This window comes from Nitrospira calida, assembly GCF_976986435.1.
The window spans coordinates 662499-675368 of record NZ_OZ335950.1; the positions used below are offsets into that span (position 1 = coordinate 662499).

A 12870-nucleotide genomic window follows, 5' to 3' on the forward strand; every position below is an offset into this window, starting at 1 on the left:
AGGATTAGAAAGGAAGAACGGACGCGCGAGGGATAAGATAGTAACCGTGGCTCATACAATAAATTTAATTTAACACGTTTCCGAGAGAATAGCGATCGGAATTCCGCGAAAGTGAAAAGACGCCGAAAAGGTGATTTCAAGGCGCCGTCAACGGCGGTGAGCAGGAAGGTGACCTTCGTGGCGGTGGGTGGACTCCGGAGCATGGATGTGCGGCTGGACAGAGGGCGGGCTGAATTGGTCGGGAAGCACGATGCGGCCGCCCTCCTGTTGTTTGGCCAAGTGTTCGACGATATCGGGATGGAAGGTGCGGACATAGCCGATCAGGCCGCTGAGAAAGCGCTGGGACTGAAACGCGCCGCCTGAGAACCCGGTAATGAACTTCAGGACACAGTCCAGCACTTCCGGCGCGGTCGAAGCATCGATGACAGGCTGCGGATCCTGCTTGGCGAAGTTCTCGTACTGCTTCTTGAGATGCTCGGCGAACACCGGCATAGGCGCGGCGGGCACATGGAGCGGGCTAAGCGAGCGGCGGAGCGCTTGGATCGCCGCGATCACCTCTGCGTCCTGGCCGTCGCGTCGGCCTTGGAAATAGCTGAACGTGACGACCTCGATCAAGTTGAACAACGCAGCGGCTTTTTCTCCTCCCAGTTGGCTGAGTTCTCGATACAGTTCGCGCCGGACCGGCGCGAACTGCTCCCCCAATCGGCGCTGCTGATATTCGCTGCCGGTGTCCAGGTAGACACAGTCGGACGGGCAGGCGATGCGGACGATGCGATGTTCGCCGCAGCATTGGCTGCAGAGGAGGCCGCCGAGCGCCGGACAGGATCGCTTGCCCTTCCGCCGGTAGCAATGGACGCACTTGCTCATTTCTTCGTCGCCCCCTCCGGCTGCGGCTTGGGCGGGGGCGGCACGAAGCCGTAGTCGGCCAGCGTGCGCTTCTGGCCTTTGCTCCTGGCTTCGGTCGGCGCCTCCAATCCGTTCATCTCCGCTGCGTCGGCGTATTGATAGGGCACCAGAATCAGATTATTGTCTCTGTCGATGCCGATGTCGGCTGGGCTCGGGAGGTATTCCGCGATCACATGAAAGCGGTGATTCGGGGTCATGCGCCAGATCTTTCCCTTGGTCTGATCCGACACGTACATGTTGCCCCATCGGTCGAAATCGACGCCGCGGAGATTCTGAAATCGGGCGGTAAAAAACCCGTTCGAGACCAACTCGATCAACGCGCCCTCCGGGGTGATTTCCAAGATTTTCCCCTTGTCCCAGCTTACAGCAATAATGTGCCCGTTTTTGGGGTGGACGGCAAGGCCGGACGGGCCGGCTAGGCGGTTGTCGTGGACGAGCAGGACGACGGCGTGTTGATTGCCAACGTCTACCCGGTAGATCGCATTGTTGGCGGAGTCGGAGACATAAAGAAAGGTTCTGCCGTCCCAGGCTACATCCACCAGGGAAACCGGCTTGCCCAGCGAAGCTTTGGGCGGCGCGGTCAGCGGAAGCGTCAGGACCGGGCGGCCGGTTTTTTGATCGAACGCTCTGAGTGTATCCAAGTCGGCGACGTAAAGCGTACGGTTCACCAATGCCATGCCTTTGGGCGCATGCAAAGTGACCTCGCCGCCGCCTTGGACGAATTTCAGATCGACAACCTGGCCTTCGGCGTCGAGCTTGGTGATGAACCCGTTGTTGTCCCTAGCGTCGGGTTCGCCGTTGACGTTCGAAATGAAGTATTCCTTGCCAGCCGGGTCGCTCAAAAAACTATGCGGCGACCGAAGCCCCGCCACTTGCCGCGCTTCGGCTAAATTGATTTGAGACAAGACCATGGAGACTGCAACGAGCTGGGCCAGGCAAAACCGTCGCAATCGGCGGACCTGTGGGCGATGAAGAAAAGGAAGGCGATGATGAAGGGCGTGCATTGTGGGAACACTCGGCGCCCGGTTGCTGACCGCGGGGATACACGAACCAATCAGTGAGCCGGGTATTGCGAGTGGCCTCTGCGAAAGCGCCGCGGAGAATCGCAGGCCCAGGATCGATATGTCCGGCTTGTTTGTCATATTTGTCATAGCGGTTCCGCGATCCGTTGGGTCGAGACGATCAACTCATCGTACCACACATAACCGGTGGGGTGGGCCTGTGACTCGGACTTGCCGGTGTGATAGGGCGTCAGGAGGATCTTGCCGTATTTGGCTTCCGGGTTGGTGTTGGCCAGATCGTATCCGTTGCCCGTCCATGGGATTTCCAAGCTGAAGAAGGTCGCCGGCTGAGGACTCAGATCGACGACGAGCTTCGGCGGTTTTCCTTCGCGCGTCACCCAAAACCGGATCGTGCTGTCTCTCTTGTAGTCGAAATCATTCTGGTACCACGTTCCGATTTTGACGTGCACCTGGAAGGTCATCCATTCGTTCGCGGCATAAAGCACATACCGGTTCAGGGCAAGCGTTTCGTATTGCCCGTCCTTTCCGCCGCAACTGTGGTACATCTGCGGGTATCCGCGTTGTTCGGTGTTGCTCACCACGATCTCCACCTGCGTGCAGCCCGGGGAAAAGAACCCCGGGCGATCTCCTTCTCCGATGACGATTTGCTTCCAGCCAAGCCCTCCCTCGTAAAACGTATCGAGAAATTCCGGCGAAAACCGCTGCCGCCATTGGACAAAGAATTCCTGTCCTTCTCCGAATTGAACAGACAGGTCGTCCGAGAAATTGAATTGAAAACTCCCGGAACTGTCCGCCGGGGAGTTTGGAGGTATCGTGAAGCGCAGAGAGCCGGTCCCCGACGCTTTGACGTCCTTGTCGATTTCCGGACGAATCTTTCCGTCAAAGCCGGGATAAATGTATGGTTCGACTTCTGCCCGGGAGTCGAATCCGAAACACCGGACGATACCGGGCGCGCGACAGCGGGTTAAAAAATCCGTCCGCTCGGCCGAAAAGTCAGTTGTCAAGGCTGAAGAAGAGACACAACCGCTGAGCATGATGCTCAAACTGAAACTGCGCAGAAATCTTGAGATGTCCCCTGTCGCCATAGCCAGCTCTGTGGATTCGCCGGGAGGCTATCATTTCAGAATCTCATGAGCTGCGCAACCTTTCTCGGCGGCCCATGAATCGGCGAACAGGTCGCCTTGAGAAGGCCGGCCCCGCTTGGAAGCCGCGAAGCGAAAGCCGAAGAAAAGCGAAAAAGGGGTGAAGTAAAAGGAGTTGTGCGCGCTTGACGGACATTTGAATCGCCTGCTATGGTGCGCTCATTTTCAGCAAAAGCGGCTGAGGAAGGCATCAGGCTCCGTTCACTCGGTCACGGCTGTTAGACGTTGGGAATTGCCAAGGGAGGGAGGCGTGGGGGCGCGATTGATCGATGGAAAGGCGTTGGCTCAGCGTATTCGCGAGCGTATCGCGAAGGATGTCGTGGAACTGCACGCGAAGACCGGCGTAAGGCCGGGGCTCGCCGCGATCCTGGTAGGCGACGATCCTGCGTCGCATCTGTACGTGAAAAATAAACAGAAGGCCTGCGATGCGGTTGGGATCTACGTGGACGAACATAAGCTGCCGGCGAGCACGTCCCAGGCCGATCTGTTGAGCCTGATCGACCAAAAGAACGCGGATCCGAAGATTCACGGCATCCTGGTGCAACTCCCGTTGCCCAAGCACATCGACAGCAAGGTCGTATTGGATGCGGTTTCTCCCCAGAAAGATGCCGACGGGTTTCATCCGTACAACTTCGGCCGCTTAGTGGAAGGCAACCCGATCTTCGAAGCCTGCACGCCCAAAGGCGTGATCAAAATGATCGAATCTACCGGTGTCCTGATCGAGGGCAAGCGCGCCGTCGTCCTCGGCCGGAGCAACATTGTCGGGAAGCCGGTGGCGTTGATGCTGCTCCATCGGCATGCCACGGTGACCATCTGCCACTCCAAAACCAGGGATCTGCCCGCGGTGTGCCGTGAGGCCGAGATCCTCGTCGTCGCGATCGGCAGGGCCAAATTCGTCACCGCCGACATGGTCCGCGAGGGCGCGTTGGTGATCGATGTCGGAGTGAACCGGCTGGCGGACGGCACTTTTGTCGGCGATGTGGATTTCGACTCCGTCAGTCAGAAGGCTGGCTGGATCAGCCCGGTGCCGGGCGGTGTGGGACCGATGACGATCGCCATGCTGTTGGATAATACGCTGGAATCCGCGAAGCGTTTCGCGGGCGTGCTGTGAAGGACACTCCATGCGTGAACCCCGGCGTCTGAGAGAAGTTCTCGATCAGGGCCAATTTGCGGTGACGATCGAGTACAACCCGCCCAAAGGGACGAACATTTCCGCCCTGCTGGAGAACGCCAAGGGGTTGGTCGGGCGAGTGCACGGCGTCAACGTCACGGACAACACAGCGGCGGTCATGCGGGCGGGCTCGCTGCCAGTCTGCCGGCTGCTCTACGAAATGGGCCATGATCCGGTCATGCAGATGACGTGTCGGGATCGGAACCGCCTGGCGATGCAGTCGGACCTACTCGGGGCGCACTTGTTGGGCATCCGCAATGTCCTGTGCCTGACGGGAGACTACCCGACCGTCGGAGACCATAAAGAAGCCAAGCCGGTGTATGACTTGGATTCGGTTCAGGTCATGCAACTGGTGCAAGGGTTGAACAACGGTCGGGATATGGCGGGAAATAAACTGGACGGCGCGACCGATTTTACGATCGGCGCTGCCGTCACCCCCGAGGCCGACCCACTCGGCCCCATGTTGGTGAAGTTCGAAACCAAAGTCCGCGCCGGCGCCCAGTTCTTTCAGACCCAGGCGATTTACCACCCGGAACAGTTCGTGAGCTTCATGCGATCCGTGCGCCGATTTAAGGTCAAAGTCCTGGCGGGGATTCTGCTCCTGCGCTCGGCCAAGATGGCCGAATTCATGAACGCCAATATTCCCGGCATCTCGGTGCCGGACGACATGATCCGCGAACTGCGCGCGGCCGGAGACAAGCATGCTTTGGAGGTGGGTGTGGAGATTGCCGTCCGGACGATCAAAGCTGTGCGGCCGCATTGCGACGGGGTGCACATCATGGCGATCAAGGCGATCGATCGTCTGCCGGAGATTCTCGCCAAGGCGGAGCTGATGTGATGACGATTCCCGAATTCAAACGGCGCAAACGTGAAGGCAAAAAGCTCATCGTCGTGACGGCCTACGATGCGCTATTCGCCCGCATCGTCGAACAGGCGGGGATCGACGTGCTGTTGGTCGGCGATTCCCTCGGCGTGGTGGTCCAAGGCAACAAAAACACCCTGTCCGTCACGATGGAGGATATGCTGTACCACACGAAGCTGGTTGCTGGCGCGACCCAGCAGGCGCTGGTGATCGGAGACATGCCCTTCCTGTCTTATCAGGTCAGCGTGGAAGAAGCCGTTCGCAACGCGGGCCGTTTCCTGCAAGCCGGCGCGGCGGCGGTCAAGCTCGAAGGAGGTGCGCCGGTGGTGGATCGTGTGGCCGCGCTTACGAAGTTCGGCATACCGGTCATGGGGCATCTGGGCATGACGCCGCAATCCGTGCATCAATACGGCGGATACAAAGTGCAGGGCAAGGATCGCCACGGCGCCGACGCCTTGCTGGAAGACGCCAAGGCCTTGGAAGCCGCCGGCGCCTTCGCGGTTGTTTTGGAGGCCGTGCCAGCCGACCTCGCTCGGCGGGTGACGGAGACCCTGACTATTCCCACTATTGGCATCGGCGCCGGCCCGTATTGCGACGGGCAGGTGCTGGTTCTCTATGATCTCCTTGGGCTGTTCGACGAGTTCACGCCGAAATTCGTCAAACCTTACGCTCACCTGAAGGTCGATGCCCTTCAGGCGTTGCGGCGCTACAAGGAAGAAGTGGAACAAGGGAAGTTCCCGAGCGATTCAGAGAGCTATCACTGAATCGCCAAGAGACGACGCAGGATCCGGGCCGCCGCGCCGTCGACGACGGAAGCATCAAGGCATGACGAGCCGGACAAGTATCGGCTGTGCCGTGGGATCCGCCGACACGGAGCGGATGCCCGCCCTCAAGCCGGCTATATCAACCCCCATGAACTGCGGAGGAAGTCGCTCGAGCTGCACCAATCCGCTCAGCAAAAGGATCCTGGCTGCTTCCTCCTTCTGGCTAAACCGCTTGAGGTTGGCGGCGGCCAGGTGGATCAACGCCCGAAAGAAGCGGCCGGCCTCGGTCCGGCGTCCGGCCGCATGCCAGAGCCCTTCGAGCATCTCGTGACTCTCCCACCAGTACGCGAAATTGTAGAGATCGACTGCGTAGAGGTAGTCCTCTGAGCAAGCCCACGCTTCCGGCGGAAACGGCGCCGGCCGGGGTTCGGGCAGACAGTAGGAATGGCCGCGCGGGTCGCGACGCGGATGCGGAGTCCGCCCTGGAATGTAGCGGTACAAAGGAAACGGGCGAGCAGCATATCGCGGCCAGTGGGGATCAGGCGGCTCCGGCTCATGCACCGCGGTACCCCCGTTCTCCGCAGGAGACCTGGACGATCTGCCGGTCTTCAAGCCGAACTGCTGTTAAGTGCCGGCCCCAGATGCAGCCACTGTCCACCACCAGCACCGTGTCGAGCATGCGGAGCCCTGCTGCGGCCCAGTGTCCGCAGACGATTGTCACATCCGTGCTTTTGCGGTGGGGAACCTCGAACCAGGGCAAGAAGCCAGACGGGGTCTGTTCAGGCGGACCGGTGTATGAGAATTCCATTTCGCCCGTAAGGGTACAGACGCGGAGTCTCGTCAGGGCGTTGGCGATAACGCTCAGGCGGGTCATGCCCGTCAGACCAGCATCCCATTGTGCACACCTATTTCTGTGATGGAAGCGCAAGAACTTCGGATACGCATCGCTCTGCAACACGTGCTCGACTTCCTGGGCCAACTCGGCGGCTAGGGTACTGGTCCATTGCGGTAAGAGACCGGCGTGAACGAGCAGGAAGCCGTGGTTCCGAAACAGGAGCGGCCGATGGCGCAGCCAGTCCAGCAAGTCGTCGCGATCCGAGGCACTCAGCACATCCTGAAATGTGTCTTTGGTTCGGGCCGGCGCACATCCGGCCGCAACAGCCAGCAGATGCAGGTCGTGGTTTCCCAGAACCGTCCTCGCCGCCGGTCCCAAGCTTTTGACGTAGCGCAGCACCTTCAGGGAGTCCGGCCCGCGATTGACCAGGTCGCCGACGAACCACAAGCGATCCTTCACGGGATCGAACCGGATGTGGTCGATGAGTTTCTGCAGGGCGGAGAAACAGCCTTGAATATCGCCGATTGCGTACGTCGCCATCTACTAAAAAGTGCGCGCTCCGCCGTTCGTCGCTTGTCCTGTGTGAAAGATCACGAGAGCGGTCGTCCAGCCAGAAAAGATGATAAAGATGGGGAATCCGTCTGCTTGCGGATGACGACTGTCCAATGACGGTTGGTGCTTCTTAGGGGTACCGGGCCTCGATCGTACTCCGCAGACCGCCTCGGGCGGTGAACTCGCCGGTCACGACAGCCCAGACAGGTCGGCAGGCTTTGACCACGTCTTGCAGGATACGATTGACGGCGTTTTCGTAAAAGATACCGAGATTCCGGTAGGCATGGATATAGAGTTTCAGTGATTTGAGCTCGAGGCAGACCTTGTCGGGCATGTAGCGCAGCCGAATTGTCCCGAAATCAGGAAGTCCGGTTTTCGGACAGATCGCCGTGTATTCGGGGATCTCGATGGTGACCTCGTAGCCTTTATATTGGTTCGGCCACGTTTCAATGTCCGGAAGCGGCGCGGAAATTCCGCTTTTCGCGTGGAGCTCATTATAGCCAAGCCGCGTTGCTGTTCCCGCGGGTCGCCCGGCTTTCTTGTTGTCGCGCTTCACGGTGTCACGCCTCACGTCGGGTTCAGATCTGCTTCATCCACTCGATCTGTCCGATCTTCTCCAATTCGAAATACAACGTGACCCACGGACACTTCATGTCCGGGTACACTTCGCAAAATCCGCCTTTCCGCACCCCGCCGCAAGGACCGTGGCTCATGAACTTCGGGCATTCAGCTTTGAGCGATCCCTCGGGAATCGGCGGGCGCTTATGCACGCCTCCCGCGTGCTCGGCGCTACTGTCTTCTCCCGGAATGATGACGCGCAATGGCATGGTGCCCTAGTGTAAACGGATCCGGCCCTCTCGGCAATCGCCGTGTCCATCCGGAGCGAATGCGGACGGCAAGGCATGAATCACGATGAATATTCAGATGAATGTTGGAGAGCTTAGGGCAAACGGCCTACCGAACCAACCAACGCTAGGCCTTCTTTCGCCGCCCGTGGGCCTTCTGCGGCGTTGCATTGAACCGAAACGAATTATAAACTGGCGATTGTGCTGGCACAATAGTCGCCTTGAAGCGGATTTGCAATTGACACGGTTTTCCGGCCTTTGTTACACTCGGCCTCTCGGAAAAATCGGATCAATCGGCGACTTTGCGCCGCAAGCAGTGTTCCGCGACTACGGACGATCCCCATCGATATGGCCTCAAGTTGGCCCGCTGACGCGTCGCGAGGGCCGGCGAACAGCAGGGAGGGTATCCAATGAGTCTTGATTACGTCAAGTTCACTCCGGGGTTCGGAAAATTCATGCCGAAGGAATATCGCGACATGGTCGAGCACGGGCCTTTCGGTAGAAAGGTCGGGGTAGCCCAGATGGGAACCTTCAAGGAGATCCTCGAAGAGCATCCCATGTGCGCCGGTTGTGCGATGACCCTCTTTATCAGGTTGGCCATTATTTCGTTTCCGAATCCCGAGGATACGATTACGGTCGGGACGGCTGGCTGCGGCCGCCTAGCCCTTTCCCAAGCCGCCATTCCGTTCGTGTACGGCAACTATGGCGATACCAACGGCGTGGCAAGCGGACTTTCCCGCGGGCTGCGGTTGCGATTCGGCGACAAACCCAAAGATGTCGTCGTGTTGGCCGGCGACGGCGGTCTGGCCGACATCGGATTTTCGCAAGTCCTGCACTCCTGGTTCCGGAAAGAAAAGTTCACGACGATCATGCTGGATAATGAGGTCTACGGCAATACCGGTGGGCAGGAAAGCGGTATGACCAACCGCGGTGCGGTGTTGAAGATGGCGCCGTTGGGCAAGAAGTTCGAGAAGATGAACATGGTCGAAATGGCCAAAGTCGCCGGCTGCGCCTATGTGGCGACCGTCGTGCCGAACAACCCCCGTCGGGTCGAAAGCGTGATTAAGAAAGCCGTCCTCATTGCCCGCGAAGTCGGCCCGACGTACATCCAAGCCTACACCTCCTGCAACATCGAATACGCGATCCCGACCGACAAAGTCATGGAAGACGCCAAGAACGTCGAGAACGACCGCTACCAGTTCACCGAATTCATAACGGACGACGCCAAGCAGTACCTGGCCGATCGCTATGGGTATAGGGAATTTCAGGCAAAGCCGGCGGCCACGGTTCCTCAAGCGTAATTCGGTCGGAAAGCGGGAAGAGCTGGATGTCGCGCAGAAGGAGGAGCAACCATGGCGAAACGGTTTAACATCCGGATGGCCGGTGTGGGCGGACAGGGCGTAGTTACCGCTTCGCACATTCTCAGCACCGCAGTCATTAATGCCGGCGGCGAAAGCACGATCGTGCCATTCTACGGGTCGGAAAAACGTATGGCGCCGGTTGAGAGTTATGTGCGGGTGTCGGACGAGCCGATCTACGAGATCGGGGAGATCACGTTTCCGCACATCATTATCATCTTTCACCCGCAGGTTATCACGCACGGGAAGTCTTACACGATGCCGTTCTATTTCGGGTTGAAGGAAGACGGGGTCGCGCTGATCAACCACGACGGGCCGATGAAGCTGCAAAAGGATCATGCGCGTGAATTGGAGGAGCGCCGCGCGAAACTGTTCTACCTGCCAGCTACCAAGATCTCGCTGGAGGTGTCGGGGATGGATTTGGCGACGAACATGGCGCTGATGGGTGCGATTGGGTGCATCACCGGCCTCACGAATTTGGACGCATTGGGCCAGGCGGTGAGGGACCGATTTCTGGGCAAGGGATTCGTGGTCTCCGGCGGAACGGCGGCCTTGGACAGCGTCGTAGAGCGGAAGTTCAAGAAGAAGCAGGAACTCATCGAAAAGAATATGGCAGTAATCGCGGCTGGCTGGAAGTACGCGGCCGATAACGGCTGGGACGAAATCAGTAAAGCGGCCAAACGGGTGGAAACCGCCGCCGCCAGGGTCTAAATTCCTGACGAAAAGGGGATCCGATGTACCTTGTAGCCGACATCAACGTCGACATTTGCGCGCAAACCAGTTGTAAGCTGTGTACGCAGTACTGCCCCGAGGCGAACACCATTCTCTACAACGACCAGTTGGGCAAAGAGAAAGGGTACAAGTATGGAGCGGCTTATGTGGCGGTGGATCGCTGCAAGGGATGCGCGCAGTGCGTCTGGGTTTGTGACAACATGGCGAAGCATCATGCCATCAAGATGGTGATGATCGACCAATTGCCCAAGGCGGCGATTACGGACAACGTGATATACGGCGAGAAGTCCACTACCGCCTTGCTGACGAGTCCGGTGGTCGGATAGACGAGACAACAAAAGGGAGAAAAGGGCGTGCAGACGACACAGCAGACACGAGAAAAAATCATCGTTCCCGGGCCGGCCGGGTTTCATCCGCCGTCCGCCGCCCAGCTCGGGGTGACCTTACCCGAGCCGGGCCAAGGGCTGTGGTACGGGCATCACGAGGACGAAGAGAAAGTGATGGAAGAGATCGCGCGCCAGATGCTGACGCGTCCCAACGCCACGATCTTCCCAGGGCCGTTGGTGCTCTGGGCCTGGAACGAACATGCGGTGGAGAAAGCTAAAGCGGTTTTGGAAATCGCCGCACAGATTCCTGACGTGCTGATCATCCCTATGCCCGATTATCGCCCGAAATATCCCAAGATCGATCCCGAGGAAGTCATTAATCCGAACCATCCGAATCTGACCATTTGGGGCAACAAGATCGAGGCCTGTATCTTCGTGGGTGTGCACTGTCATTACGCCAATCTCACGCTGAAGATGATTCGGGCGGGAACGAACTGCTGCACGAGCGCGCTTTGCGCCGAGCAGGGGCACGAAGACGCGATGCTGACCATCCGAGACTGCGACGCGGCGAAGCTGCGGCGGGTCGCGCAGGTTATCAAGCGGGTGCGAGAAGAGATGGGGCTCAAGCTGCCAGAAAACGGTGAGAATGTCCGGTTCACTGGGACACAGTCCAAGGTGCACGGCGGCAAGACACACACAAACCCTCTCGAGTTCATACCGACGACGGCGGATCTAGCCGGGGCCGCGGCCTACGGACACCGACCCGAGCATATGCACAGCGAAGCCTGAACGAGGGCGAACAATCGGTAGGGATCGCGGGTGGACTACACGAGGAAAGATCCGGCGGTAACGCCTTCAGCTATAATAGCTTCACGCGATGAGTACACAAGCCAAGAGGTGCCACCATGAGCGAATCTCTGGAGACCGAAGTCAAGACCAATCCGCAAGGTGACCCGATCACCAGTGTGGCGGCTCCCAAGTCTACGGACGTCAAGAAGGATCCGCACGCGGAGGCTAAGAAACAGCGCGTGGTTACGCCGGAATACATGTTTCTCGAGGCGCCGAGGACACGCGAATTCATCACGGGAAGCGAAGCGGCCAAAGAAGCGGTGCGTCGCTCGAACGTGGACTTCGCGGTAGCCTATCCGATCACGCCTCAAAGCGAGACCATGCAGCTCATTGGCGTGTTATACGGCGAAGGGTACGTAAAGGAATACTACCGCGGCGAAGAGGAATACGGCGTGATGTCGGCCATTGCCGGGGCATCGCGCGCGGGCGTGCGGTGCTTCACCGCAACGGCGGGGCCTGGCACGCTGCGCGGCATCGAGCCGATCGCGTCATGGCCGGGGCACCGGCTGCCGGCTGTAATCATGTTCACATGCCGCGTGGTCAACGCGCCGCTCGCGATTCAACCCGACAACATCGAAATTTCGTACCTACTGAATTGCGGATTGATCCTCTTTCATGCCGAGAACCAGCAGGATATGTTCGATTTCATTATGAAGGGGTTCATTATCGGAGAGAAGAACGACGTGACGCTGCCGGTCGGCGTCGCCTGCGACGGGTTCTTCGTGACCCATGCTCGGGGCTATGTGTACATGCAGGATCGGAGCCTCAAGCTCCCTCCGCGGGACCCCTGGCGCGGCGCTGTCCCCGTGCTGGATGCGGAGAATCCGCCGGCTCGTCTTTCTCGCGATGCGCCGGTTCAGAAGTCCAACTTCATGGCGTATAACATTCATGCCGTCTGGCAGCAGGAGGTCTGGGCGGCGGTGGAGCGTTCGCGGAAGTACATCAACAAGTACATGGGAGGGCTCTGTACCGCCGAGAACACGGACGATGCGGACGCCATTCTGATTGCGTCCGGCAGCGCGGTGGCCCAATCACGCGAGGCGATCAGGCTGTGCGCCGAGAAAGGGATCAAGGTAGGCCTGATCAAGATCCGCTCGCTGCGACCATTCCCAACGCAAGAACTCCGACAGCTCTGCGCTAACGCGAAACTGATCGTGATTCCGGAGTTCAATTACGTGGGATGGTTGGCCAAGGACGTCGCGGCGGCGATCTACGGGCACTCCAAGGCCAAGATCATCGCCGGGCCTCACGTGTATGGCGGGCAGTCCATGCCGGTGGAACTCATCGTGGACGAGGTCGAGTCGGGATTGACAGGCAAGAAATCTACCAATGTTCCACTGTCCCAGGTTATGGGGGCGGCGGACGTGGACCCCGCCGCGGTTGCTCACTTCATGCGCAGCATTTAAGCGGCTGCGCCAGAAACGAAAGGGCCTGATCCCGTCCGGGATCAGGCCCTTTTTCGTTGCCGGTCGAGTATCTCGTCAAGCGCGAAGCGCACAGTGCGAG

At 59.0% G+C, this 12870-nt stretch carries 15 protein-coding genes; 8 read left to right on the top strand and 7 right to left on the bottom strand.

Annotated elements, in window-relative coordinates:
- Positions 1–147: 147 nt before the first annotated feature.
- The 3 genes from ACWHTU_RS03350 to ACWHTU_RS03360 all read right to left on the bottom strand — a co-directional run bounded on the left by ACWHTU_RS03350 (position 148) and on the right by ACWHTU_RS03360 (position 2932).
- The gene (locus ACWHTU_RS03350) at positions 148–867 is read right to left on the bottom strand and encodes a hypothetical protein (protein WP_447861637.1); all 720 of its coding nucleotides are present in this window, start codon (positions 865–867) and stop codon (positions 148–150) included.
- Entirely contained in the window at positions 864–1817 is a 954-nt protein-coding gene (locus ACWHTU_RS03355) for a hypothetical protein (protein ID WP_447861639.1), read from the bottom strand. Before ACWHTU_RS03355 ends, ACWHTU_RS03350 begins: the two co-directional genes overlap by 4 nt.
- 236 nt (positions 1818–2053) lie before the next feature.
- Positions 2054–2932 (bottom strand): hypothetical protein, encoded by an 879-nt coding sequence (locus ACWHTU_RS03360; protein ID WP_447861641.1) that lies wholly within the window; start codon positions 2930–2932, stop codon positions 2054–2056.
- A gap of 388 nt (positions 2933–3320) precedes the next feature.
- On the opposite strand from ACWHTU_RS03360, the gene folD reads away from it, so the two are divergent.
- The 3 genes from folD to panB are packed head-to-tail and all read left to right on the top strand — an operon-like array spanning position 3321 to position 5867.
- A complete protein-coding gene (folD, locus tag ACWHTU_RS03365) occupies positions 3321–4181 on the top strand; it encodes a bifunctional methylenetetrahydrofolate dehydrogenase/methenyltetrahydrofolate cyclohydrolase FolD (RefSeq protein ID WP_447861643.1) in 861 nt (286 codons plus the stop codon).
- A 10-nt stretch (positions 4182–4191) separates the two neighbouring features.
- Positions 4192–5079: a methylenetetrahydrofolate reductase gene (locus tag ACWHTU_RS03370; RefSeq protein WP_447861644.1), complete on the top strand. Its 888-nt coding sequence runs from the start codon at positions 4192–4194 to the stop codon at positions 5077–5079.
- Positions 5079–5867, top strand: coding sequence for a 3-methyl-2-oxobutanoate hydroxymethyltransferase (gene panB, locus ACWHTU_RS03375; RefSeq protein WP_447861646.1), 789 nt, complete (start codon positions 5079–5081; stop codon positions 5865–5867). Before ACWHTU_RS03370 ends, panB begins: the two co-directional genes overlap by 1 nt.
- Before the next feature lie 54 nt (positions 5868–5921).
- Here panB and ACWHTU_RS03380 read toward each other — a convergent pair whose 3' ends face one another.
- The 4 genes from ACWHTU_RS03380 to ACWHTU_RS03395 all read right to left on the bottom strand — a co-directional run bounded on the left by ACWHTU_RS03380 (position 5922) and on the right by ACWHTU_RS03395 (position 8081).
- The gene (locus ACWHTU_RS03380; RefSeq protein WP_447861648.1) at positions 5922–6428 is read right to left on the bottom strand and encodes a DUF309 domain-containing protein; all 507 of its coding nucleotides are present in this window, start codon (positions 6426–6428) and stop codon (positions 5922–5924) included.
- On the bottom strand, positions 6421–7242 hold the full coding sequence (locus tag ACWHTU_RS03385; protein WP_447861650.1) for a symmetrical bis(5'-nucleosyl)-tetraphosphatase: 822 nt from the start codon (positions 7240–7242) through the stop codon (positions 6421–6423). The genes ACWHTU_RS03380 and ACWHTU_RS03385 overlap by 8 nt, the downstream gene beginning before the upstream one ends.
- Before the next feature lie 142 nt (positions 7243–7384).
- Positions 7385–7810 (bottom strand): preQ(1) synthase, encoded by a 426-nt coding sequence (queF, locus tag ACWHTU_RS03390; protein WP_447861651.1) that lies wholly within the window; start codon positions 7808–7810, stop codon positions 7385–7387.
- 22 nt (positions 7811–7832) lie between these two features.
- A complete protein-coding gene (locus ACWHTU_RS03395; protein WP_447861653.1) occupies positions 7833–8081 on the bottom strand; it encodes a methylenetetrahydrofolate reductase C-terminal domain-containing protein in 249 nt (82 codons plus the stop codon).
- Between the two features lie 428 nt (positions 8082–8509).
- On the opposite strand from ACWHTU_RS03395, the gene ACWHTU_RS03400 reads away from it, so the two are divergent.
- The 5 genes from ACWHTU_RS03400 to ACWHTU_RS03420 all read left to right on the top strand — a co-directional run bounded on the left by ACWHTU_RS03400 (position 8510) and on the right by ACWHTU_RS03420 (position 12770).
- Positions 8510–9400, top strand: a complete 891-nt coding sequence (locus ACWHTU_RS03400) for a thiamine pyrophosphate-dependent enzyme (RefSeq protein WP_447861655.1) — start codon at positions 8510–8512, stop codon at positions 9398–9400.
- A gap of 51 nt (positions 9401–9451) precedes the next feature.
- The gene (locus tag ACWHTU_RS03405; protein WP_447861657.1) at positions 9452–10168 is read left to right on the top strand and encodes a 2-oxoacid:acceptor oxidoreductase family protein; all 717 of its coding nucleotides are present in this window, start codon (positions 9452–9454) and stop codon (positions 10166–10168) included.
- A gap of 23 nt (positions 10169–10191) precedes the next feature.
- On the top strand, positions 10192–10515 hold the full coding sequence (locus ACWHTU_RS03410) for a pyruvate ferredoxin oxidoreductase (RefSeq protein ID WP_447861658.1): 324 nt from the start codon (positions 10192–10194) through the stop codon (positions 10513–10515).
- Positions 10516–10542: 27 nt separating this feature from the next.
- Complete coding sequence (locus ACWHTU_RS03415) at positions 10543–11304, top strand: carbon monoxide dehydrogenase beta subunit family protein (RefSeq protein WP_447861660.1); 762 nt, start codon at positions 10543–10545, stop codon at positions 11302–11304.
- Between the two features lie 116 nt (positions 11305–11420).
- Complete coding sequence (locus tag ACWHTU_RS03420) at positions 11421–12770, top strand: transketolase C-terminal domain-containing protein (RefSeq protein ID WP_447861661.1); 1350 nt, start codon at positions 11421–11423, stop codon at positions 12768–12770.
- The last annotated feature ends 100 nt before the right edge of the window (positions 12771–12870 follow it).